Annotated in this window: 23 protein-coding genes; 15 read left to right on the forward strand and 8 right to left on the reverse strand. The window is 59.6% G+C overall.

The window, feature by feature from the left end; translation table 11 throughout:
* Window positions 1–39 precede the first annotated feature (39 nt).
* Genes nuoI through MNODULE_RS10830 form a run of 6 tightly spaced genes read left to right on the forward strand, consistent with a single transcriptional unit; the run spans window position 40 to window position 6361 of the window.
* Entirely contained in the window at window positions 40–555 is a 516-nt protein-coding gene (gene nuoI, locus MNODULE_RS10805; protein ID WP_168059639.1) for an NADH-quinone oxidoreductase subunit NuoI, read from the forward strand.
* A 19-nt stretch (window positions 556–574) separates the two neighbouring features.
* Window positions 575–1165: an NADH-quinone oxidoreductase subunit J gene (gene nuoJ / locus MNODULE_RS10810; RefSeq protein ID WP_168059641.1), complete on the forward strand. Its 591-nt coding sequence runs from the start codon at window positions 575–577 to the stop codon at window positions 1163–1165.
* Window positions 1080–1388 (forward strand): NADH-quinone oxidoreductase subunit NuoK, encoded by a 309-nt coding sequence (gene nuoK, locus MNODULE_RS10815; protein WP_168059643.1) that lies wholly within the window; start codon window positions 1080–1082, stop codon window positions 1386–1388. The genes nuoJ and nuoK overlap by 86 nt, the downstream gene beginning before the upstream one ends.
* 1 nt (window position 1389) lies before the next feature.
* Entirely contained in the window at window positions 1390–3360 is a 1971-nt protein-coding gene (gene nuoL, locus MNODULE_RS10820) for an NADH-quinone oxidoreductase subunit L (RefSeq protein WP_168059645.1), read from the forward strand.
* A complete protein-coding gene (gene nuoM, locus MNODULE_RS10825) occupies window positions 3357–4871 on the forward strand; it encodes an NADH-quinone oxidoreductase subunit M (RefSeq protein WP_168059647.1) in 1515 nt (504 codons plus the stop codon). Before nuoL ends, nuoM begins: the two co-directional genes overlap by 4 nt.
* Entirely contained in the window at window positions 4871–6361 is a 1491-nt protein-coding gene (locus tag MNODULE_RS10830; protein WP_168061117.1) for an NADH-quinone oxidoreductase subunit N, read from the forward strand. Before nuoM ends, MNODULE_RS10830 begins: the two co-directional genes overlap by 1 nt.
* 20 nt (window positions 6362–6381) lie before the next feature.
* Here MNODULE_RS10830 and MNODULE_RS25445 read toward each other — a convergent pair whose 3' ends face one another.
* The 6 genes from MNODULE_RS25445 to MNODULE_RS10860 all read right to left on the reverse strand — a co-directional run bounded on the left by MNODULE_RS25445 (window position 6382) and on the right by MNODULE_RS10860 (window position 9715).
* Window positions 6382–6672, reverse strand: a complete 291-nt coding sequence (locus tag MNODULE_RS25445) for a type II toxin-antitoxin system RelE family toxin (RefSeq protein ID WP_422666753.1) — start codon at window positions 6670–6672, stop codon at window positions 6382–6384.
* Between the two features lie 24 nt (window positions 6673–6696).
* Complete coding sequence (locus MNODULE_RS10840) at window positions 6697–6957, reverse strand: type II toxin-antitoxin system Phd/YefM family antitoxin (RefSeq protein ID WP_168059651.1); 261 nt, start codon at window positions 6955–6957, stop codon at window positions 6697–6699.
* Between the two features lie 78 nt (window positions 6958–7035).
* On the reverse strand, window positions 7036–7743 hold the full coding sequence (locus tag MNODULE_RS10845; RefSeq protein ID WP_168059653.1) for a hypothetical protein: 708 nt from the start codon (window positions 7741–7743) through the stop codon (window positions 7036–7038).
* 154 nt (window positions 7744–7897) lie between these two features.
* The gene (locus MNODULE_RS10850) at window positions 7898–8446 is read right to left on the reverse strand and encodes a hypothetical protein (protein WP_168059655.1); all 549 of its coding nucleotides are present in this window, start codon (window positions 8444–8446) and stop codon (window positions 7898–7900) included.
* A gap of 190 nt (window positions 8447–8636) precedes the next feature.
* Entirely contained in the window at window positions 8637–9242 is a 606-nt protein-coding gene (locus MNODULE_RS10855; protein ID WP_168059657.1) for an NADPH-dependent FMN reductase, read from the reverse strand.
* A gap of 101 nt (window positions 9243–9343) precedes the next feature.
* Window positions 9344–9715, reverse strand: coding sequence for a PilZ domain-containing protein (locus MNODULE_RS10860; RefSeq protein ID WP_168059659.1), 372 nt, complete (start codon window positions 9713–9715; stop codon window positions 9344–9346).
* Between the two features lie 330 nt (window positions 9716–10045).
* Here MNODULE_RS10860 and MNODULE_RS10865 point away from each other — a divergent pair, with 330 nt between their 5' ends.
* From MNODULE_RS10865 to MNODULE_RS10905, 9 genes are all read left to right on the forward strand, one after another.
* Window positions 10046–13378, forward strand: coding sequence for a PAS domain S-box protein (locus tag MNODULE_RS10865; protein ID WP_168059661.1), 3333 nt, complete (start codon window positions 10046–10048; stop codon window positions 13376–13378).
* 161 nt (window positions 13379–13539) lie between these two features.
* Window positions 13540–16497: a malto-oligosyltrehalose synthase gene (gene treY, locus MNODULE_RS10870; protein WP_168059663.1), complete on the forward strand. Its 2958-nt coding sequence runs from the start codon at window positions 13540–13542 to the stop codon at window positions 16495–16497.
* 9 nt (window positions 16498–16506) lie between these two features.
* Window positions 16507–17931, forward strand: coding sequence for a chloride channel protein (locus MNODULE_RS10875; RefSeq protein ID WP_168059665.1), 1425 nt, complete (start codon window positions 16507–16509; stop codon window positions 17929–17931).
* Between the two features lie 71 nt (window positions 17932–18002).
* Window positions 18003–18389: a hypothetical protein gene (locus MNODULE_RS10880; protein WP_168059667.1), complete on the forward strand. Its 387-nt coding sequence runs from the start codon at window positions 18003–18005 to the stop codon at window positions 18387–18389.
* 1 nt (window position 18390) lies between these two features.
* Complete coding sequence (locus MNODULE_RS10885) at window positions 18391–18651, forward strand: DUF5985 family protein (protein ID WP_168059669.1); 261 nt, start codon at window positions 18391–18393, stop codon at window positions 18649–18651.
* Window positions 18652–18662: 11 nt separating this feature from the next.
* Window positions 18663–18932 carry a DUF5985 family protein gene (locus tag MNODULE_RS10890; RefSeq protein ID WP_202882182.1) on the forward strand — a complete coding sequence of 90 codons (270 nt, stop codon included), beginning with the start codon at window positions 18663–18665 and terminating at the stop codon, window positions 18930–18932.
* Between the two features lie 56 nt (window positions 18933–18988).
* Entirely contained in the window at window positions 18989–19471 is a 483-nt protein-coding gene (locus MNODULE_RS10895) for a MarR family winged helix-turn-helix transcriptional regulator (protein WP_168059671.1), read from the forward strand.
* A 229-nt stretch (window positions 19472–19700) separates the two neighbouring features.
* Window positions 19701–20261, forward strand: coding sequence for a DUF421 domain-containing protein (locus MNODULE_RS10900; RefSeq protein ID WP_168061121.1), 561 nt, complete (start codon window positions 19701–19703; stop codon window positions 20259–20261).
* Between the two features lie 60 nt (window positions 20262–20321).
* Window positions 20322–21341, forward strand: coding sequence for a mechanosensitive ion channel family protein (locus MNODULE_RS10905; protein ID WP_168059673.1), 1020 nt, complete (start codon window positions 20322–20324; stop codon window positions 21339–21341).
* A gap of 4 nt (window positions 21342–21345) precedes the next feature.
* Here MNODULE_RS10905 and MNODULE_RS10910 read toward each other — a convergent pair whose 3' ends face one another.
* Both MNODULE_RS10910 and MNODULE_RS10915 read right to left on the reverse strand, forming a co-directional pair.
* Window positions 21346–23709: a DUF748 domain-containing protein gene (locus MNODULE_RS10910; RefSeq protein ID WP_168059675.1), complete on the reverse strand. Its 2364-nt coding sequence runs from the start codon at window positions 23707–23709 to the stop codon at window positions 21346–21348.
* Complete coding sequence (locus tag MNODULE_RS10915) at window positions 23687–23884, reverse strand: BON domain-containing protein (RefSeq protein ID WP_168059677.1); 198 nt, start codon at window positions 23882–23884, stop codon at window positions 23687–23689. The genes MNODULE_RS10910 and MNODULE_RS10915 overlap by 23 nt, the downstream gene beginning before the upstream one ends.
* Window positions 23885–23904 lie beyond the last annotated feature (20 nt).

The raw sequence follows: 23904 nt of genomic DNA on the forward strand, positions 1-23904 counted from the left end.
CCCTGTGCTTCCCCTACGATACGAAAGGATATCTCTCCTATGCTCAGCATCTTACGAACCATCTGGGACGTTTTTCTCCATACCTTCCGGAAACCGGTCACGATTCCCTACCCGGAGGAAAAGGCGGTTCTTTCGCCGCGATACCGCGGAAGGATCATCCTCTCGCGCGATCCGGACGGCGGCGAACGCTGCGTCGGCTGTTATCTCTGCTCGGTCGCCTGCCCGGTCGATTGCATCGCGCTGCAGGCGACGCAGGATGAGACCGGCCGGCGTTATCCGGAATTCTTCCGGATCAATTTCTCCCGCTGCATCTTCTGCGGCTACTGCGAAGAGGCCTGCCCGACCTACGCGATCCAGCTGATCCCGGAATTCGAACTGGGTGAATACGACCGGCAGAACATGGTCTACGAAAAAGAAGACCTGATGATCGCCGGGGAGGGGAAATACCACGGCTACAACTATTGGAAAGTCGCCGGCGTCAGCATCGGCGGCAAGGACAAAGGGGAAGCCGAGCGGGAGTCGCCGCCGGTCGACGTGCATAGTTTGATGCCGTAACGAGAGAAACGGAGTGATCATGCAGACATTCTTTTATACGGCCGGCGCGGTGGCAGTGGCCGCCACCCTCTTGATGATTCTGAGTCTGAACGCGGTGCATGCCCTTCTCTATTTGATTGTCTCGTTTCTGGCGGTGGCGGTGATTTTTTACATTCTCGGCGCCCCCTTCGTGGCGGCGCTGGAGGTGATTGTTTATGCCGGGGCGATCATGGTCCTCTTTATCTTCGTCGTGATGATGTTGAACTTAGGTAGACGCGCCGCCGCGCAGGAGCGGGCGTGGCTGCGGCCGGCGATGTGGATCGGACCGTCGATCCTGGCGGCGATCTTGTTGGGAGAGGTGATCCTCCTCCTTACCCGCGCCGGGGTTCCGGCCCCGGCGGCGGAGGTCGTCGGGCCGAAGGAGGTCGGCCTGGTCCTCTTCGGGCCTTACCTGATCGGGGTCGAGCTGACCTCGGTGTTGTTGATGGGGGCGCTGGTCGCCGCCTATCATCTCGGCTGGCACCGGCCAAAACTGGAGAAAGCCAATGTCAACCATTCCCGTGCAAGAGGGGCTCCTCCTGGCGGCGATTTTGTTCGCGCTGGGACTGATCGGTCTACTGGTGCGCCGTAATATTCTGTTCATCCTGATGTCGACCGAGGTGATGCTCAATGCCGCCGGGCTCGCCTTCATCGTGGCCGGCGCGCGCTGGGGAGCGGCCGACGGACAGGTGATGTTCTTCTTCATCCTGGCGCTGGCGGCCGCCGAGGTGTCGGTCGGCTTGGCGCTCGTCCTGCGGATGCACCATCAGTACAAATCGCTCGATGCCGATCTCTTAAGCCGGATGAGGGGATAAAATGCGATCGCTCCTCTGGTTGATTCCCGCGATTCCTTTTTTCAGCGCCCTGCTCCTGGCGGTCTTCGGGCCCCGTTTCTCCCGAAAGACCATCGCCGTCTTCGGCGCCGGGTCGATCGGGCTTTCGGCGTTGATCACGCTCGGGATCGCGGCCGACTTCATCGCGTCGCCGCCGCCCGACCATCGCTATGTCCAGACCCTCTGGACCTGGATGAATGTCGGCGATCTGAGCGCGCCGGTCGCCCTCCTTCTCGATCCTCTCTCGCTGGTGATGATCGGGGTCGTCACCTTTGTCGGCTTCCTGATCCATCTCTACTCCGTCGAGTATATGGCCCCTGAAGAGGGATACAGCCGGTTCTTCGCCTACATGAACCTCTTCGTCGGCGCGATGCTGATTCTCGTATTGGGCGATCATCTTCTCCTTCTTTTTCTCGGATGGGAAGGGGTGGGGCTTTGCAGCTTTCTTTTGATCGGCTTCTGGTATACCGATCCGAAGAACGTCCGGGCGGCCCAAAAGGCGTTCATCCTCACCCGGATCGGCGACACGGCGTTGATGATCGCGCTCGCGCTTCTCCTCACCCATTTAGGGAGCCTGGAGATCACGACCCTCCTCGATCGCGCCGGCGAAACGTGGCCGATCGGCGCACCGCTCGCGATCTGGGCGGCGGCCCTCATCCTCGGCGGCGCGGTCGGGAAATCGGCCCAGCTGCCGCTCCAGGTCTGGCTTCCCGATGCGATGGCCGGCCCCACCCCGACGAGCGCGCTGATCCACGCGGCGACGATGGTGACGGCGGGGGTCTATCTGATCGCCCGGACCCACACCCTCTTCCTCCTCGCCCCGCCGGTCTTGACGGCGGTCGCAGTGATCGGGGCGGCGACACTTTTGATCGCCTCTTTCAGCGCCCTCACGCAGACCGATCTAAAACGGGTCCTCGCCTACTCGACGATCAGCCAGATCGGCTACATGTTCCTGGCGCTGGGGGTCGGCGCCTGGTCGGCGGCGATCTTCCATCTGATGACCCATGCCTTTTTCAAAGCGCTCCTCTTTTTGGCCGCCGGGGTCGTCATCCATGCATACCACGGCGATCAGAACCTCTTTCAAATGGGAGGGCTGCGGCGGACGCATCGGTTCACCTTCTGGGTCTTTCTGATCGGCGGCGCGTCGCTCGCCGGCCTTCCGCTCGTCACCGCCGGCTTCTACAGCAAGGGGGAGATCCTCTGGGAAACATGGGCGCTCGGCGGGAGCGCCCTTTGGGCGGCCGGGGTGACCGGCGCTTTCCTCACCTCGCTCTATACGTTCCGGATGATCTTTCTCGCCTTCTTCAGCGCGCCGCGCAAAGCGCCGGCCGGCGGCGAGCCGGGCCTCCTGATCCGGATCCCGCTCGTCGTCCTCGGGATTCTGTCGATCATCGGCGGGTTCATCAATCTTCCCCCCGCGCTCGGGAACAACCTTCTCCTGACGCATTTTCTCCAGACCGTCCTGCCGCACACCGAAGCAAGCGCCCTGCACGCGGCGGGGGGGATGACCGAAATCGGGTCGGAAGCGTTTGTGACGGCCGCCTCCCTGCTCGGTCTTTTCCTTGCGTACCTCTTTTACCTGCGGCGGCCGTCGCTTGCGGAATCGTTCGCGAGCAACCCAGTCGGGAGAGCGCTCTATCAATTTTGGTCCGCCGGCTGGGGATTCGACCTCCTTTACGATCGGCTCTTCGTCCGGCCTTATGTCTTGCTGGCCGAAGCGTCCCGGCGCGACGTGATCGATCAATTTTACGATCGATGGCTGGTCCGGCCGGTTTTTGTCTTGGCCCGATTAAATCGGCACGATCTCATCGACTCGATCTACACCGGCCTGTCGCGGCTCGCCGCGTTTTTCTATGAGACGCTCCGCCGGACGGAGACGGGACGCGTTCGATGGTATGCCGCCGGCCTGGCGGCGGGAACGATCTTCTTTCTTGGATGGGTGGTGCTTCTATGATTCTGGTTTGGCTTATTTTAATTCCTTTAATCGGCGGCCTGCTCGCCTGGGCGTTTGGCCGTGACGGAAAAAACACCTCCCGATGGATCTCCCTCATCGCGGTCGGGCTCGGCTTCATTCTCTCGATCGTCCTCTGGGTTCGAAACGCCGGACGGGTGATGACCTTCTCCGCCGATCGGCCGGTCGCCTGGCTGGAAGAGATCAATCTTCCCTGGATTCCGCGGTTCGGGATCACGTTTCACCTTGCGATGGACGGCTTGAGCCTTTTGCTGATCGTCCTTACCTTCTTCCTCGGCATTCTGTCGGTCCTCGCCTCGTGGCGCGAGATTCAAGAGCGGGTCGGATTTTTCCACTTCAATCTCCTCTGGGTCTTGTCCGGGATCGTCGGCGTCTTCGTCGCGGTCGATCTCTTCCTCTTTTATTTCGCCTGGGAGCTGATGCTGATCCCGATGACCTTCTTGATCGCGATCTGGGGGCATGAGCGCCGCATCTACGCCGCCATCAAGTTTTTCATCTTCACCCACATCGGCGGGCTGTTGATGCTGATTGCCATCATCGCCCTCTACCTGATCCACGGCCGAACCACCGGCCATTATACTTTCGCGTATGAGGAGCTTCTCGGCACTTCCATGCGGCCGGAGACCGCCCGCTGGATCATGCTCGGGTTTTTCGCCTCCTTCGCCGTGAAGCTCCCAATGTTCCCTTTTCATACCTGGCTTCCGGACGCCCATACGGAGGCCCCGACGGCGGGGAGCGTCATCCTGGCGGGACTCCTCCTGAAGACCGGCGCCTACGGCCTGCTTCGATTCATCTTCCCTCTTTTTCCGCAGGCCGCGCGCGAGGCTGCTCCTTACATCATGGTTCTGGCGGTGATCGGGATCATCTACGGCGCGTTTCTCGCCTTCTCGCAAACCGACCTCAAGCGGCTCGTCGCCTACACCAGCGTCAGCCATCTCGGTTTCGTCCTCCTCGGCGTCTTCGCCTGGAACGAATTGGGAATTCAGGGGGCGGTGATGGAGATGCTCGCGCACGGCATCAGCACCGGGGCCCTCTTTATTTTGGTCGGGCAAATTCAGGAGCGGACCCATACCCGCGAGATCGACCGGATGGGAGGGCTCTGGTCGACGATGCCGCGGTGGAGCGGGGTCGGCTTTCTCTTCACGATGGCGGCGATCGGTCTTCCGGGCCTCGGGAACTTTATCGCCGAGGTCTTGGTGCTGCTCGGGACCTACCGGGTCAGCGTGGCGCTGACCGTCTGGGCTGCGGTCGGGATTTTGGTCGGCACCTTCTACGGAATGCGCCTGGTTCAGAAGGTCTTCCACGGGCCGAACCGCAACGGCTGGACCCTCCCCGATCTCGGAAGGCGGGAGATCCTGATCCTTGTCCCGCTGATTCTCACCATCGTGTGGCTCGGAATCTATCCCCAACCGGTCTTCGAGACGTTTCAGACGGCGATGGAGGGGCTCCAGCGGGCCGCCGGTCAAACCGCCGTCGCTCTCGGGAGAGGATGATGCAGCCCGCCGACTTCACCGCGCTCCTCCCGTTCTTAATCATTACCGCGACCTCCGTGGCCGTCATGCTCCTGATCGCCGTCGTCCGGAGCCACCGCTGGACGGTCGGGCTGACGATCCTGGGGCTGACCGCCGCCTTCTTCTCGCTCTTCATCAGCCTCCGGGTCGCCCCCCGCCCGGTCACGCCGCTTCTTCTGGTCGACCGGTACGCTCTCTTCTACATCGGCCTGATCGTCGCAGCGGCCGCCGCCGTGGCCCTTTTCTCCTACGATTACTTCGAAAAAAAAGAGGGACGCCGCGAAGAGTTCTATGTTCTCCTCCTGGTGGCGACCCTCGGGGCGGCGGTCCTGGCGTCGAGCAGCCATTTCGCTTCGTTCTTTCTCGGGCTGGAGACGCTCAGCATCCCCCTCTTCGCGATGAATGCCTACCTCCCCGATCGAAAACGGCCGCTCGAAGCCGGAATCAAATATTTGATCCTCGCCGCCGTCTCGAGCGCCTTTCTCCTCTTCGGGATGGCGCTGATCTACGCGGCGCTCGGCACGATGTCGTTTCGCCGGATCGCATCGCTGCTGGCCGGAGATCAACCGATGGAGACGATCCTGATTTTGTCGGGAGCGGTGATGATCCTAACCGGCGTCGGCTTCAAGCTCTCCCTGGTCCCGTTTCACCTCTGGACCCCCGACGTCTATGAAGGAGCCCCCGCGCCGGTCACCGCCTTCATCGCGACCGTCTCGAAGGGAGCGATGTTCGCCCTCCTGCTGCGCGCCCAAGTAGGGGCACTGAATCCGACGTTCCAAGCGGCCGCTCTCATTCCAAGCTCCGCCGCCGGGGAACCGGGGACCGGGCCGATCATTCTCCTCATTGCGCTGATCGCCGCCGCTTCCATGATCGCCGGAAACTTTTTGGCCCTCCTTCAGAGCAACGTGAAGCGCATTCTCGCCTACTCCTCGATCGCGCAGATGGGGTATATTCTGGTCGCTTTTCTGGCGGCGGGACGGCTGGCGATCGAGACGGTCACCTTCTATCTCGTCACCTACTTTGTGACGACGTTGGGCGCGTTCGGGGTGGTGACCCTGCTCTCCCATCCGGACCGCGACGCCGATGATATCGACGATTACCGCGGCCTTTTCTGGCGCAACCCTCTTTTGGCGGGGATTTTCATCGCGATGCTCCTCTCCCTGGCGGGACTGCCGCTGACGGCCGGCTTCGTTGGAAAATTCTACCTCGTCGCGGCGGGAGCCTCCTCGGCGTTGTGGACGTTGGTTTTCATTCTGGTCGTTACGAGCGGGATCAGCGTCTTTTACTACCTACGCGTGATCGTCGCGCTCTTCGCGAGCAGAGCGCCGGAAGCGGCGCCGACCGTATCGATTTCACTTTTAGGGCGCGGGCTGATCGTTGTATTGGTTGGATTGCTGATCTGGCTGGGGACCTATCCGACGCCGATCATCCGGATCGTCCAGGCGATGGCAGCGGGGGTGGGGGTGGGGTGACTGTATTCGGCGGTCACGGATCAGCTCTCTTTCTTCAAAGTCTGGTAGGTTTGCTCGTAAATGGACTCGCGGGGACCAATCGCTACAAGTTGAATCTCTTTTCGATCTGAAACTCGATAGATGATTCTGAAGCGGCCGACCCGGAAACTTCGTAATCCGAGCAGCTCTCCTTTGAGTGCCTTTCCGGAGTGAGGCTCCAACAAAATCGCCTTCAAAGCCGCTTTCACCTTTCGCTTGAGATGCGGATGCATCCCTCGAACAAGCGCGGCAAGGGAATCAGGAACCCGAAGTTTGTAGAGAGGGGGCGACATCGATAAATGAGGGGGGAGAGAGAGTTACTTGAATAATTCCTCAAGCGTGTAAAGCTTCGCCTTCCGCTGCTTCAACCCCTTGAGCCCTTGTTGGATCTCATTCATCAGCGACGAATCGGAGCGAATCGCCATCGTCTCTTTCCAGCTTTCGAATTCATCCGGACTGACCAAAACCGCCGCCGGCCGACCGTTCTTTGTGATCACGATCTCTTCGTCGGTTTCGCTGACCGACGCGACGAGGCCGCTTAACTTCGTCTTTGCCTCGGATAATGAGAGGGTTTTCATAAATCCTCGAATTTAGGTTGACTAGAATTTAGCCCAGATTAACACACGTCCCGTTTCTTGTCAACGCGCCGCGATGCGCTACGAAAGCGCCCCGATCCGTTTTCGGGATGCGACCGCAAACGGGGTGTGGAAGGTCGATCCGGTCGCTTTGGAGAACATCTCCTTCGCTTTCTTTCTCTCCCCCTTCTTCAGATAATATTGTCCCGCGTAATAATAAAGCGAGGAGCGGTCCCTGAAGAGAAGCTCTTCCTCCGGCACATTGAGCTTTCCCTCTTCGATCCAGCGGATGACCTTCTCCATGTCGGCCAAACCTTCTTCGAACTTTCCGAAGTAAGAGGGGACGCGGAGATAGGCGATCGCCCGGACGATGCGCACCTGCGGATCGTCCGGGTGCGCTTTAACGGCGTGATCGAGCTTCTCGATTCCTTCTTGAACCAACCTTTTCTTTTTAAATATTCGAAAGAAGCCTCCTTCCAAATCGCGGGCCTTCAACATCTCAATCGTTCCAAGATACGCCTCGCTCGCGGGGGTATTCAGATGCGCGTAAGCTTCCTCCGCCTTTTCTCTAGCGGCGGGGTCGTGTTTATAAACGGCGAGGAGAAAATAGGCATACGCCTTGTCTTCCTCTGAAAGACCCCGACCCAATTTCGGCCCGACCTGATCGCCGACCTCATCCGAAAGGGCCGCCTCGATCTGATCGACATAATGAGAGGCCAAGGCGATCCCGGTTTGTAAGCAGAAAGACAGGAGAATCCAGAGGCCGGTTTTGAAAATGATCTTGAACACGAGAGGGCTCCACTCCGGTAGACGGCTTCACGTTCCAGTGTAAACAAACGGACCGGGGAAAGGCAATCCCGGAGGAGCGGAAATTCAAGGGAAAATGCTCGGCAGGGCGGTTATGGAAAAAAGAGAAAACGATGGCCGGCGGGAGATTATCGAGTCAGGCCCATAACTCGTTCCGCTCGGAGAGGACCCAGGCCTCGCGCTGATTCTCGCCCGACGGCCACGATCGGCCTTGGTAGGGTTCCGAAGAGCCTTGGGGGATCTCCAGGCGATGCGTCTCGCCCCCTTTCTGAAAGAGAATTTCGGAAGAGGCCGGGGTGATCTGCGCGTCGACGATTTTCGATCCGACCACCTTTTCCGTGATCTCGTTGACCCGGGCGACGTAATGCCGATAAAAGGCCTCCACGCCGGCGTCCGGATGCATCGCGATGAATTCCGCCGCGACGACCTCCCCTTTCTCGCCGTCGATGAGGAGACAATCGCCCGCGTTCCAGACGGTCAGGATCAGCCATTCCTCAGGATACTGATCTGTTTCGGCCAACTTGAATCCCCAGAAGCCGGGCCCGCCCGCCCCATACAACCCGATGTTCGGAGACCATCCGAGGATCGTCCGGTGAAGAATCCGGTCGATCCCCTGCTCGCTTAATAACTTCGGGGCCGGCCCGTTGGGCGTCCCTTCACGACAGTCTAGAATATATCGCTTCATATTCACCCCAGGTTTTCGAAGCGGCTTGTTAAACGCCGCTCCCCGATGTCGCGTTTCACGGATTGCGTCGATCTCAAAATTTTCTAATTACAATTATACCAGGAGAATATGGAATGGAGGCGGGTCGGCAGACTCGCGTCTCTTGACTTTTGTCTGTCGCTTTCGGTCTCGGCGTGAAAACAATCGATCGTCAGGCGGCTTCGCGCCGCGCCGTCCCTTGGCGCAGTTGAAGCGTCCACGCGATCAGGGATTGGAGAAGCTCGCGGATAAAGTTGCGCGTCGCCTCATCCTTCAAGCGTCCCTGGCCGTCGATCTTCTCGTGCGCGCGGGCGACCAGCACCTCCGGCTGCAGGACGGCATAGGTCTCGGTGAAGAGGAAGGCCTGGCGGAGCGCGAGCTGTGCGCGCGCGGTCCCGGTCATCCCCGGGGTCGCCCCGATGACGGCGGCCGGCTTGCCTTGCAGGACCGATCCGTCCGGCGGACGCGAGGCCCAATCGATGGCATTTTTGAGAACCCCCGGAATGCCGTAATTGTACTCGGGGGTGGCGATCAACAACGCGTCGGCCTCTCGAATCGCCGATTTCATCGCGACGACCGGCTCCGGATCACCCTTCGCTTCGACATCGGCGTTGAAAGGGGGAATCTCTCCAAGGCGTTCAAAGATCCGGATCTCCACCCCTTTCGGCGCCACTTCGACGGCGGCGCGCAGCAGGGCGCGGTTAAAAGAACCCTGCCGAAGGCTCCCGGCAAGGCCAAAAATTTTAAGCGATTGGGTGGGATCCGTTGCAATAGGCATGGCTTCCTCCCGATAGGTTCATCCATTCTGAAATTATTTTACGATATTAAAACGGGGGGAGAAAATGACACGGATGGATGAGACCCATTCGGACGACCCGGTCAGGCGGACGCTTTTGGGTCCACCCCGGGGTTGATCCGCTCAAGATGCTTCACATATGCATAGAGCTTGGGCCTTTCCACTTCCATGTTCTCAAAGCGGATACCGACCGCATAGTGGGCTCCGTCCGGAAGGGGGGTGACCCAGGCCACTTCGCCCGCCACCGATTCGGTGATCGTCTCGGACCGATCTCCGGTCAGAACAAGATGGATCACCACGAGATCTCCTTGCTGGTATGCTTCCTCGGTGTAGATTCCGACGCCGTGCGTGGAGATATCCCGGACCAAGACCGACTTCTCCCTTCCCATCCCTTCGAGCGTCAGGCGGGCGATGGAAACAAGCGGAATTCTGGGGGACTTTCTTCGATCCTGCATAAACCCTCTGGCAAAAGGTATCAGAGAATTTCCATCCGTCAATCAAGAATGCTTACTACGGGAAGCGGAAAATGGAGAGGAAAGGCCGAACGGCGCGATATCGGCTCTTGGAAAATACGCGCGTCCGTTCGCGCCGCGACGATTACTCGCGACTATTACTATTGACATATTTTTTAGAATTGTGATAGCGTTCCCTCCATAAAAGCCTCTAATAAGTCACAGTCGGTATAGCTCAGGGAAAAACACGATGTTGGACGGGCCGGACGATCTCAGTCGCTCCCCTTTGTGCAACCCGGGGATATATCGAAAACCGGCTGTAAGGAGCAAGGGATGAAAGAACCTGAGATCCCCCCGGATGAGGAGCAGAGACTCGCATCGCTTCGAAGCCTGCAGATTCTCGACACCCCCCGCGAAGAGCGGTTCGACCGAATCACCCGGATGGCCGCGCGGCTTTTCGACGTTCCGATCGCCCTCGTCACACTCGTTGATGCAAGCAGGCAATGGTTCAAATCGACTCAGGGGCTCACCCTCTCCGAAACCCAACGCTCCATCTCCTTCTGCGGTCACACGATCCTCGGCCGCGACATCTTCGTGGTCCCTGATTCCAAAGAAGACCCCCGCTTCTCCGATAACCCCCTGGTGACCGGCCCCCCCTTTCTTCGATTTTATGCCGGCTGTCCCCTTTCAGGGCCCGACGGCCGCAACCTCGGCACCCTCTGCATCATCGACAACCGGCCGCGGCAGATGACCGAGGCCGATCTGAAAGCGTTGAAAGATCTCGCCGACCTTGTGCAAGATGAGCTGAGCAATCTGACGCTCAGCCGGACCAACGCCCTTCTCTCCGCGCTCCAGAAGGAAAACGGCGAACGCAAGCGGGTGGAGGAGGCGCTGCAGCGGTTCCAGTTCTCCATGGAGCATGCGCCGGACGCGGTCTTCTTTATGACCCGCGAAGCCGGCTTCTCTTATGTGAATGAACAGGCCTGCCGCTCGCTCGGCTACACGCGTGATGAGCTGTTGAATCTGAAACTCTGGGACATCGATCCGATCTACCCCAAAGAAAGATGGGAGCAGGTGTGGGCGCAACTCCTGGAAGATAAAACCGATTCGGTCCACCTTGAAACCTTGCATCGCCGAAAGGACGGCCTCGTCTTTCCGGTGGAGGTTTCCGCGGAGCACCTCTGGCTCGGCAATGATGAATTTCATGTCGCTTTCGTCCGCGACATCAGCGAACGAAAACGGGCCGAGGAGGCGTTGAGAGAAGCCGAAGCGCGCGTCCGGCTCGCGCTCCAGGCGGGGCGGATCGGCACCTGGGATTGGAACATGGAGACCGGCAAAATTGTCTGGTCCCGCGGCCACGAGGAGTTATGGGGCATGGCGCCCGGCGCTTTCAAGGGCACCTACAAGGATTTCGAGGGACGGATCCATCCGGAAGACCGGGAGGGGGTGGAGCGCGCCCTGGCGCTTGCCATTGTCGAGCGACGCACCCTCCGGGACAAATTTCGGATCGTTTGGCCGGACGGGAGCATCCATTGGATTGCCGCTCAAGGAGAGCCCTTCTTCGACGAGGAGGGAAAGCCGGTGCGGATGATCGGCGTGGTCAGAGACATCACCGAGCAACAGCGGGCCGAGGATGAGGTCGTCTTGCTTCAGACGATTCTCCTCGCGGTCGGCGAATCGCCGACGCTTCCCGCCGCGCTTTATGTCGCGATGGAGAAAATCTGCGAGGCGACCGGATGGGAGATCGGGCAGGCCTGGATACCGCAACCCGATGGGAAAACCCTCGCTTGCAGTCCGACATGGTATCGCCGGGAAGGCTGTTTCGAAAAACTCAGATGGATGAGCAGAGAGATGACCCTTCTCCCCGGAGAGGGGCTTCCGGGAATCGCCTTCTCAACAAAGCAGCCGGTCTGGGTGCAGGATTTATCGCAGGCGGAGAACTGCTCCCGCGCGCCGGCGGCGACCGAGGCGGGACTCAAATCCGGATTTGCCGTTCCCGTCCTGGCCGCGGATCAAGTGGTGGCCGTGCTGGAGTGGTATATCTCGGAATCGCGCAGAGAAGATGAGCGGTTGATCCGGCTGGTCTCCGCGCTCGCCTCCCAATTGGGAGTGGTGGTCGGACGAAAACGATCGGAAGAAGCGCTGTCGGCGGAAAAAAATCGGTTGGCGGTGACCCTTCGCTCCATCGGCGACGGCGTCATCGCGACCGACACGGAGGGAAAGATCGTCTTGATGAACAAGGTCGCCGAAGGCCTCACCGGAACGAATCAGGAAGAGGCCCTCGGCCGGCCGCTCAATGAAATTTTCTCCATCAGCGACGAGAGAACCCGACAGGCCCTGGAGAATCCCGTCACCCGGGTCCTCCAGACAGGCCGCACAGTGACGCCGGCGAATCCGACCGTATTGATCTCGCGAGACGGATCGGAGCGGATCATCTCCGACAGCGCCGCTCCGATCCGGGATCAGAAAGGAGAGATCATCGGAACGATTCTGGTCTTCCGGAATATCACCGATGAGAAAAAAAGGGAGGAGGATCTCCTCCGGATGAGCAAGCTGGAAGCGGTCGGCCTTCTCGCAGGCGGCATCGCTCACGACTTCAACAACATCGTGACCGCCATTTTGGGGAATCTCTCCCTGATCAAAACGGAGCTCGGCCCCGCCCATCGCTTCTATCGGCACCTGGAAGACGCCGAAACCGCCTCTCTGAGGGCGCGCGACCTCTCCCATCAGCTGCTGACCTTTTCCAAAGGAGGGGCCCCGATCAAGAAGACGCTCCGGATCAACCATCTGCTTGAGCATTCGATCCAGTTTGCGCTGCGGGGATCGAATGTGCACCCGGCGTTTTACATTTCAGATGCGCTCTGGCCGGTCGATATCGATGAGGGACAGATCAGTCAGGTCCTCCATAACCTCGTCATCAACGCGCAGCAGGCGATGCCGGAAGGGGGAACCCTCCAGGTCCGGGCCGAAAACTATATCGCAACCGGGACCGAGAAGCGGCTCCCGATCCCGGCCGGACGGTACATTCACCTCTCGGTCCGAGACTTCGGGATCGGCATCAAAAAAGCGCATCTCGACAAAATCTTCGATCCTTATTTCACCACGAAGCAGAAAGGGAGCGGCTTCGGCCTCTCCACCTCCTATTCGATCGTCAAAAAACATGACGGCCATATGACCGTCGACTCCGAACTGGGGAAGGGATCGACCTTTTCGATTTACCTGCCGGCTTCGTCAAAAGAAATCGAGCCGCCGGCGACGACCGAAGCGCCGCTTCGCGGCAAAGGGAAAATCTTGGTCATGGACGATGAGAAATCGGTCCGGCGCGTGCTGGGGGAGATGCTCCGTTTCCTCGGATATGAGGTCGGTTTCGCCGAAGACGGAAGCGGGGCGATCGCGCGCTACGGAGAAGCGAAGGGGGCGGCCCGGCCGTTCGACTTGATCATCATGGATTTAACGATCCCGGGAGAGATCGGAGGGAAAGAGGCCCTTCAGAAGCTGCTTGCGGTCGATCCCGACGTCAAGGCGATTGTCTCCAGCGGCTACTCCAACGACCCGATCATGGCCGATTACGCCCAATACGGCTTCAAGGGGGTGATGGCGAAACCGTATAAACTGGAAGACTTGAGCAAAATCCTCCATAAGGTCATGACGGATAAGGGGAGATGAGAGACGACACGCCGGACGGCCGCCTCGGGAATCCGGTGTTTTCCGGTCCTTCTTCGGCCGGATGAATGAAATAGATCGAACTCCTCTTGACTCCGCCGTTTGTTTTGTATACAAAATGATAGATCATTCCCAATCGTCTTAGAAGAGGGTCGTCTATCAGAATGACGTTTACTCCACCTTTTACGGAAAAAACGCATCTTCTTCCTCTTTCCACCTACCGGCTTCAGCTTAATTCGTCTTTCGGATTCTCGGACGCCCGGCGCGTCCTTCCCGCCCTGCACACCCTCGGCATCACCGACTGCTACGTCTCCTCTTATCTCAAAGCGGTTCAAGGAAGCCTGCACGGCTACGATATCGTCGATCCGGCCGCGCTGAATCCGGAGCTGGGGACGGAGGAAGAATACCGCTCCTTTATCGAAGCGCTGCGATCGCACGGCATGGGCCAGATCCTGGATGTCGTCGCCAATCACATGGGAATCGGGAAATCGTGCAATCCGTGGTGGATGGATCTGCTCGAGAACGGACCGAGCTCTCACTACTCCTCTTTCTTCGATATCGACTGGCGGCCGGTCAAACCGGAATTGGAGAACAAAGTTCTCCTCCCGATATTGGGCGATCTGTACGGCACCGTCTTGGAGAACCGGGAGATCAAGCTGGTTTACGAAGAGGGGGGCTTTTTCGTCACCTATTACGATCACACCCTCCCGATCGCCCCCCGCTCCTCGGTCCAAATCTTATCGCATCGTCTCGAATCCCTCCTCGGGGAGGAGAGGGGAGCCGACCCTCACTTCCAGGAGCTGCAAAGCATCATCACCGCTTTGAGTTATCTCCCCTCGCGAAGCGAGCAAGAGGCGCAACGGGTGATCGAGCGCTATCGGGAAAAAGAGGTCATCAAAAAGCGAATCGCCGTTCTGGTGAAGGAGAGTCCGGCGGTCGCCGCCTTTTTGGAAGAGAATCTTCGGCAGTTCAACGGAACGCGCGGCGACCCGAAGAGCTTCGACCTGCTCGACCGCCTCCTCGCCGACCAGGCGTACCGGCTCGCCTACTGGCGCGTCGCCGCCGAGGAGATCAACTACCGCCGCTTCTTCGATATCAACGAGCTGGCGGCGATCCGGATGGAAAACCCGATCGTCTTCGACAAAGTCCACGCGCTGATCTTCCGGCTGTTGCAAGAGGGGGCGGTCACCGGTCTTCGGATCGATCATGTCGACGGCCTCTATGACCCCGGAGATTACCTGAGAAAGCTGCAGGAATGGGCCCGCGCAAACCTGCCCTCTTCAGAATCCCGCGAGCGGCCCCTCTACCTGGTCGTGGAGAAAATCCTCAACCCGGGAGAGTCCCTCCCCGAAGAGTGGCCCGTGGAAGGAACCACCGGCTATGATTTTCTCAATTTGGTGAACGGCCTCTTCGTCGACCGCGACAACGAGCGCTCCTTCGACTACTTCTACGGCCGGTTCACCGGCGGGCGGATCTCCTTCGAAGACCTCGTTTACGAGAAAAAAAAGCTGATGATGGAAGTGTCGATGGCGAGCGAGATCAATGTCCTCGGACATCAGTTGAATCTCCTTTCCGAAAAAAACCGCCGCTCCCGCGACTTCACTCTCAACAGCCTCACCCATGCGATCCGGGAAATCATCGCCTGCTTTCCCGTCTACCGGACCTATGTCACCGACCCGGAGCAGACGGCCGACCGGGACCGGGCCTATTTGAACCTGGCGGTGGCGCGGGCCAAACGGAGAAATCCCGCCGTCACCGAATTGGTCTTCGATTTTGTCAGAGACCTGCTCCTGATGAAATACCCGGCCGATTGCTCCGAAGAAGACCGGCAGGCGCATCGCCGGTTCGTGATGAAGTTCCAACAGACGACCAGCCCGGTGATGGCGAAGGGGATGGAGGACACCGCTTTCTACATCTACCATCGGCTGATCTCCTTGAATGAAGTCGGCGGGCATCCGGGGCAATTCGGAATCGACACGAAGACATTCCATCAATGGATGCGGGAGCGGCAGGCGCGCCAGCCGCATGCGCTTTCGGCGACCGCCACGCACGACACGAAACGGGGCGAAGATGTCCGGGCGCGAATCAATTCCCTCTCGGAAATTCCGCGGGCGTGGCAGCGCGCCGTGACGAGCTGGAGCGGGTGGAACCAGTCAAAGAAACAATTTATCGAAGGGAAGCCCGCGCCCGATCCGAACGACGAATATCTTCTCTATCAAACGCTCCTCGGGGCATGGCCGTTCGAAACCGACCCGACGGCCGACGACGGAACATTCCGCCGGCGGATTCAATCTTACATGATCAAGGCCATTCGTGAAGCGAAGGTCCACACCAGCTGGATCAATCCCAACCGAACGTATGAAGAGGCGGTCGAGGCGTTCATCCAGGCGCTGCTGGAACGAACGGGGTCAAATCGTTTTTTGGAGCTCTTCCTCCCCTTTCAGGAGAGGATCGCGCAATACGGCGTCTCCAACGCCCTCTCCCAATTGGTGATCAAGATCGCGGCCCCCGGGGTTCCCGATTTTTACCAGGGAACCGAGCTTTGGGACTTCAACCTGGTCGATCCCGACAACCGCCGCCCCGTGGATCACCGGCGCCGCGCCGCGCTGTTGGAAGCGTTGTCGCAGGCGGAAACCGGCGGGCGCGACATCCTGATTCAGGATCTGGTGAAAAACCGCGCCGACGGACGGATCAAGCTCTTCGTCACACGGACCGGCCTCCAGTTCCGAAAGGCAAACGCCGCGCTTTTTCAAGAGGGGGATTACCTGCCGCTGCAAGGATACGGGGAGAAACGAAAACATTCGATCGCCTTCGCCCGGAGGGCGAACGGGGAGGAGGTGATCGCCGTCGTCCCGCGCCTCGTGGCCCGTCTCCTCCGCGAAGCGCCCGCGCTGCCGATCGGGAAAGCGGTTTGGGAAGAAACCGGGCTTGTTCTTTCCCCGGGAAGCGAGCGCTACGGCTACCAAAACATTTTTACGGGAGAGATCCTCCATCCGACCCTCTCGGAGGGCCGGCCGCTCCTTCCGCTGGCGCAGATTTTCAGCACCTTTCCGGTCGCCCTCCTCAAGCGGATCAAGACGAAGGAGAAAAGAGATTTTATCAACAGCCATCCTGAGCCGTAGGAGACAACGTTGCACACGGGAAAAGAACCGATCGATGACCCGCCCGACCGGTCTCCGCAAGAGGGGAAGACAGGGATGCCCCTCCATCGCCGGATCATCCTCGAGCAGGGAACGCTTCTGCTCAGCCTTCTGAAGTGGACCGCCCTCGCCGCCTTCGTCGGCGCCCTCGTCGGCGCTTCCACAGCCCTTTTTCTCACCCTGCTTCAGCGGAGCATCGACTTCGCCGGCGGGTATTCTTATTTTTTTCTCCTCCTTCCGGCCGCCCTCTTCTTAAGCAGCCTGCTGGTCCAGCGCTTTGCCCCGCAAGCGGAAGGACACGGAACGGAGAAAGTCATCTGGGCCATTCATAAGCAAGAAGGCCGGATCGATCCGCGCGTGGTGCCGATCAAGCTCCTGGCGACGATCATCACCATCGCCTCCGGCGGCTCCGCCGGGAAAGAAGGTCCATGTGCCCAAATCGGCGCGGGGCTCGCCTCGGTCTTCTCGAACCTCATTCGCCTCTCCCCCTATGACCGGAAAAAACTGGTCATCTGCGGGATCGCGGGGGGGTTTGCCGGGGTCTTCGGCACGCCGATCGCCGGGGCCCTCTTTGCAGTCGAGGTCCTCTTTCTGGGGCAACTTCTTTATGACGTTCTTTATCCCTCCTTCGTGGCGGGGGTCGTGGCGTATCATGTCACCACCCGGCTGGGGATTACCTACTTTCATCATACGGTCACCTGGGTGCCGGCGCTTGATGAGCTGGTTTTCCTCAAGGTCCTTCTCTCCGGGCTTTTTTTCGGCGCCGTGGCCCTTCTCTTGGTTCTCACGCTGGAATGGATCGAGCGCTCGTTCAAACAATGGCGGATCTGGAAACCATGGAGAGCGGCCGCAGGAGGGCTCCTCTTGGTCGCGCTGACGATGGTCGCGGGGAAGGCCTATCTCGGTCTCGGGCTCTCCGGCATGGAACAGGCGGTCCAGGGAGAGGGTCTGCCGCCGGGCGCCTTCCTTTGGAAGACGTTGACGACGGCGGTGACCCTCGGATCGGGGGGGAGCGGGGGAATTTTATCGCCGGTTTTTTTTATCGGGGCCGCCGCCGGGGACCTGTGGGGACAGATGATGTCGATGGACCGGGGGACCTTCGCCGCCATCGGGATGGTGGCGGTTCTGGCCGGGGCGACGAATACCCCCATCGCCGCCTCCGTGATGGCGATCGAGCTCTTCGGCCCCCTCCTCGCCTCGTATGCCGCCGTCGCCTGCGTGACGAGCTTTCTAATCACGGGACATCGGAGCGTCTACCCCAGCCAGATCATCGGCGTCGCGAAGAGCGAGTCGATTCAGGTCGATCTGGAATCGGAGATCGGCCAGGTCGTCCAGATCCGGAGAATCGCGCGTCCCCAAAAATTGCTCTTCTTTCTCTCGGGTCTTTACCATCGTCTTCGGAAAAGCGGGCACTGATCCGCGGACGAAATAAGCGGCTTTGTCCCTGATGACGGACAGACGGCGCTTTCATGAGTCGGAGTATTTGTTTGGCCGGTAGTAAGATCTCGGAAAACGTAAAGCGCTTCATCGCGGCCTATATCGACTCGGTCGAGCTGTTGGAGGTCCTCCTCCTGCTTCGGAGCCATGCGAACGAATGGAGCGCCGAATCGGTCAGTCAGGAAATTCGGAGCAGCCCGACCTCGGTGACCAAACGCCTCACCGATCTCTGCGACCGGGGGCTGTTGTCGATGAAAGACTCACGACCCCCGCTTTACTTCTACAAAACGAGAACGGACGAATTGGATGGGGCGGTCCGGGAGTTGGCCGAAGCCTATCGAGAGCGCCCGACCCGGGTCATTGAACTGATCTTCTCGAAACAAACCGACACATTGCGTGATTTCTCAGATGCCTTTAAATTCAGAAAGGACGACTAAGATGGCCGAGACCGTTTACTTTCTCTCCGCAATCACCAGCCTGGCGTGCGCGCTGATGCTTTTCCGGGGGTATCTTCGAAGCCAAACACGGCTTTTACTCTGGAGCAGCCTTTGCTTTGTCGGATTGACGCTGAATAATTTCCTGCTTTATATCGATTTGGTCATCATCCCCGATTCCGCCGACCTTTCGATATGGCGGAGCATCGCCGCGCTGGCAGGGTTGATGCTGCTGATTTACGGTCTGATCTGGGATGTCGCATAAAGGGGGATCGGATGCGGATGACTCAATTTTTGTCGGGCGCCATCATGATGGCTTGCTGGGTGATCGGGCTTTTCTTCCTCCGATTTTGGAAAAAGACGGAAGACCGGCTCTTCTCAATTTTCGCCGTCGCCTTCTGGATGCTGGCGGTCGAACGGATCGTTCTTTTGATCATGAACAAAGAAAATGAGGTCTACAGCTTTGTCTATATCATCCGCTCCATCGCGTTTCTTCTCATTTTGTGGGCCATTGTCGACAAGAATCGATCCAAAAATCACCTTTAAATACCACCCTTACCGGTTGATAGAAGCATCCATAAAATACATTCTATTTTTAATCGATGGGAAAGAAAACGGTTTCAAAGAAAACGGCGATTGCGGAGATCGTCCAATCCTTCCGCAAAATCTTCAAAGCGATCCATCGCTATTCGGAGGAGGTTTTAAAAGCGTTCGGCGTGACCGGCCCGCAGCTCTGGCTGCTGAAAACACTCCGGGATGAAGGGGGCACGTCGGTCGGCGAGCTGAGTCAGAAGATGTATCTCCACATTTCCACGGTGTCGGGAATCATCGATCGTCTGGAAAAGAAAGGATCCGTCGCCCGAAAACGGGAAGCGCCGGATCGCCGGGTGGTGACGGTCCATTTGACCCCTGCCGGAAAACGGATCGTCGACAAAGCGCCCGAGCCCTTCCAGGGGAAGCTCCTCTACAGCCTTGAGAATCTTTCCAAGGAAGAAGTTTCGGAGATGCATCAAGCGCTTCAGAAGATCGTCCATTTGATGGAACTCGAACAGATAGAGGCCACGTTCTTCTTCGGCGAGGAGTAAACCGAGCCTTGCCAGATTTCAGTTCAGGCCCGGCGTATCCCGGCTAAATCGGATCACCCGCCGTTCTCTCCAGAAGCGACTTCCCTGAACATCACGCGATAGCCCCCCCTCAACAGGGTCTTCCGCCTGCGCCTTGTTCGGATTCTCTTCCCCATGCCATAATAAAATGAACTTCCGGTTCTCCTTTATTACGGGCGGAGCACCGGGGCTTGAGGCTCGGCTCATGGATCTGCAACGAATTTTCTTCGACAACTGGGCGGGGGTCGTCCGCACCCTGATCATCGGCATCTTCGCCTATGCGGCCCTCGTTCTTCTGCTCCGGATCTCCGGAAAGCGGACTTTATCGAAGATGAATGCCTTCGATCTGGTGGTGACCGTCGCTCTCGGATCGACCCTGGCGACGATTCTCCTCTCGAAGAATGTCGCCCTCGTTGAAGGAATTCTCGCCTTCGTCCTTCTCATCGGCTTACAGTATCTCGTCGCTTGGGCTTCGGTTCACTCTCCGTTTGTCCGGCGGATCGTGAAGAGCGAGCCGGCGCTGCTGTTTTACCGGGGGGAGTTTCTCGGGGAAGCGATGCGCCGGGAACGGGTGACCGAAGGGGAAGTGCGCGCGGCGATCCGAGCGGAAGGATTCGCGAATCTTTCGGAGATCGAAGCGGTCGTGCTGGAGACCGACGGCACCTTCAGCGTCGTTCAAAGAGCGGCGCGCGGCGAAGCATCGAGTCTTTCGAACGTCTCCCGGCCCCCGGAGAGCCTGTCCGACCGATACAGGCGGGCGGGGAATGAATAAACGAAACAGCCGTCAGTAGGGCGTACTGCAATATGCCCCTACAAGTCAGAGGAGGTTCTTTTGGAAAATTTTATCAGATTGGTGGGACCGAACCGGGCGGTCGAAATTTTTGGCGTGAAACTCGTCGGCGTCAATGCGGAAAACGCCAAGAAGCTTCTCTTCTCGCTCCTCTTCATCGCCCTGATCGTTCTGGTGGTTCGAAGCCTTACAAAGCTTGCCCGCTGGTGGCTGCATGGGCGGGGCAAAGAGCAGGTTGAGTTTTGGGCGCGGCAAGGAATCCGCCTCGCCGCGGCGGTGATCCTGATTCTGGGGCTCGCCTCGATTTGGTTCGACGATCCGGGCCGGCTCGCCACCGCCCTGGGGTTGATTACCGCGGCGCTTGCCTTCGCGCTGCAGAAGGTCGTCACCGCCATTGCCGGCTACTTCGTCATCCTGCGGGGGAAGGTCTTCAATGTCGGCGACCGGATCCGGATGGGAGGGGTCCGCGGAGACGTGCTGGGGCTGACCTTTACCCAGACGACGATCATGGAGATGGGCCAGCCGCCGCCGGTGCAGGGGGACGAGCCGGCGATGTGGGTCCAGAGCCGGCAGTATACGGGGCGGGTCGTCACCGTCAGCAACGCCAAGATCTTTGAAGAGCCGGTCTTCAACTACACCCGCGAATTCCCTTTTCTTTGGGAGGAGATGGTCGTGCCGATCACCTACGACGCCGACCGGGCCCGCGCCGAGCGGATCTTGCTCGACGCGGCGGAGCGCCACACCGTTTCGATCGGCGAGATGGGACGGGAGGCGCTGGAGGAGATGAAGCGGCGCTACTTCATGAAGTCGGCCGACATGCGGCCGAAGGTCTATTTTCGCTTGACCGACAACTGGCTGGAGCTGACGGTCCGGTTCATCGCCAGGGATTACGGCGTCCGGGAATTAAAGGATGCGATGAGCCGCGATATCCTCAAAGCGTTCGATGAGGCCCGAATCGGCGTCGCCTCCGCGACCTTCGAGATCGTCGGCCTGCCGCCGCTTCGCATTCAGCAGCTTCCCAGTCGCGCGGAGGAGACGCCGGGGAAGAAAGAGGCGGCCTGAGCGCTCACCCGAAGAGCTCGGGCCGGGCCGGAAAGGTCAGCGCCCGGCTCAAGACCCCCAGCGTCGGCTCCCGGATCGTCTTCAACGGCCGGAAATCGACGTATGGGTTGATGAACGCCCCCTTCACGTCGAAGTAGGCGGCGATGAACATCCGGTCTTCTCCGAGGAGGATCGGCCCCGCCAGGGGAATCTCTTCCAGGACTTCGTCGACGACCCTGAAGACCTGCACCCCCATGATCAAATCGAATCGCCGCTCGGGAAGGAGGATTTCGCCGTCGGCGATGATCCGGACATCCTCTCCGTAGAGGATCGCATCGTTCAGCGAGACTTTTCCTTCATCGATATCGAGCGTCCCGGAGATGGCGTCATACTCGATCCCTTCCACGTTCACTTCCGGCAGAGTGAACAGGTTCATCAGCGAAAAGATCCGGGCCAGGGTCTCGAACCGATAGATCGTCCCATTGTCGAGATAGACCGCCAGCGACCCCCGGAGGTTTTCCTTGAACTCCTGATAGTTCTTCCCCTCGGTGTTGAGCCCGCCGGCGACCAGCGCTTTTCCCGACATGACCGGGGTCTCGGCGCCGCCGCCGAAGTCTTTCAAAAACTCGAAGATCTTGATCTCCGACAGCCGCGGCGTCAGCGCCAGCGCGTAGGAGCCGTCGGGGCGAAAATAAACCTGCGCGAAGTCGGCCTTTGCGATTCCGTCTTCAAAAAACGCCTCCGTCTCGCGAAGCCGCAAGACCCGGTCTTGATAGATCAGCGCGCTCTCCACGGCGTAGAAATCATAATCTTTGACAACCAGATGCGCGATTTCAATCAGGCCGACCGCGTATCCCCGCTCCTCTACGGGATCGCGGGACGGCTCTTTTTCCTTCGCGGGGGCCGGCTCGGAAGGGGGCCCCTTCTTTTGGTCTCTTTCACTTTTTGAGATCCGGATCTGATCCCAAACCAGCGTGTCGGCGCGCAGATGAAACTCGATCCCTTCCTCATAGAGATTCGGCATCCGCGCCGTGGCGGAAAGGTCGGCTTCGCCCCATTCCCCCTTCAGCGACTCGACCACCAGGCGCTTTCCCTCCACCCGGGCCTCCCCGTGGATTTCGCGGATCGGCCGGAACGACGCGGTCGGGGTCAGCCTCCCGTTTCGAAGCGCAAGGCGCCCCTCGAAGGTCGTTTGAGGGAGAGACTCCAGCGGGATCTTGATTACGAGGGCGGTCTCGATCCTCCCCTTCGCCTCCAGCTTCTTCAGCCGACGGTTCCCGAACCGCTCCGCCATCACCCGGGCGACGTCCGAGACGGCGACCTCGCCGAACGTTTCCAAATGGATTTTGGGATGAGAGAGCGGATCGAGCAGGACCCCTTCGGTCCGGGGGAGACGGGAGTCGAGCAGTCGGGTATCGATCAGCTTAAAATGCCCCTTTTGATCGTGATAGCGCCAATCGGCCTGCGCGATGTTGATCGGGGGAAGATCGGGCGGGTTGACGGTCACCCCGCGCGATTCCCCCTTCAGACGAACCTGAGCGGAACGGAGCAGATCGCGGGGTTGGAGGAGATTCCCGCCGGTCGCATCGATCATGATCCGGCTTTTCTCGGCCGAGAAGGGGGGAATCCGGTCGGAAGGAAGATACGGCCGGATGAGGGCCGAATCAAACCGGGTCAGGGTCGCCGTCAGATGCGCGTTCTCCGGGGGAAAGCCGGCCCCTTCCCCCGCTCCGCCGACGGTCCCGTCGATCTGAAGGGAGGCGACCTCTCCCCGGCGCGCCCCCCGCCAAACGGCGGGCGCCGTCGCGTGCAGCGCGATCTTCCCGTTCGGCCGGGGACGGCGAAGCGTCGCGTCGATTCCCGTCGCGGTCCATGCCACCGGCGCTCCCGGCAGCGCGCGGTCGGTAAAGAGGAGGGTTCCGTTCCGGACGGAGACGACCCCCGATCCGAGCCGGACCTGCCACTCCCCTTTTTTCCGCTTCTCCCGCGGGAGGAGATCCCCGATGTTCCACTCCCCTTCCCGCGTGCGGCGCAGACGGACGGTCGGCTCGATCAGCCGGACCTCCTCGAGATTGATCTGCTTCTGAAAAAGAGGGAGCGGCTCGAAGCCGATCTGCACCCGCTTCGCCTTCGCCGCCGGCGCTTCCCCCTTCTTCGCTTCGATCGTCACATCCCGCAGGTGGAGCGTCGCCCCGTTGCCGAAGGAGAGGCGCGCCCCGTCGATCGAAAGGGTCCGCCCGGTCGCTTGCCGAAAGCGCTCCTTCATGGAAGGGATCAGCCATTGATTCAGGAGGAGCTGCGGCAGCACAAAAAAGACAATCGCGAGCGCCCCCAAAATGAGCAGGGCCCACAGCAGCGCTTTTTTCTTACCCTTGAACGACGATCTCATTCTCGATCGGGAGATCCCCTCCCGCCCGGACGGCGACCTCGGCCGCCTTTTCCTTCTGCGCCTCCCGCGCGACCTTCCCCTTCAGGACGACCTTCCCCTCCTCGACCTCCACTCTGATCGCCTCTTTATCGAGCATCGGCTCCGCAACGATGTAGGCGCGGATCTTCGTCTCCAACGCCGCCTCACGCGCCACTT

It is taken from the genome of Candidatus Manganitrophus noduliformans (genome assembly GCF_012184425.1).
Taxonomy (GTDB): Bacteria; Nitrospirota; Nitrospiria; order SBBL01; family Manganitrophaceae; genus Manganitrophus; species Manganitrophus noduliformans.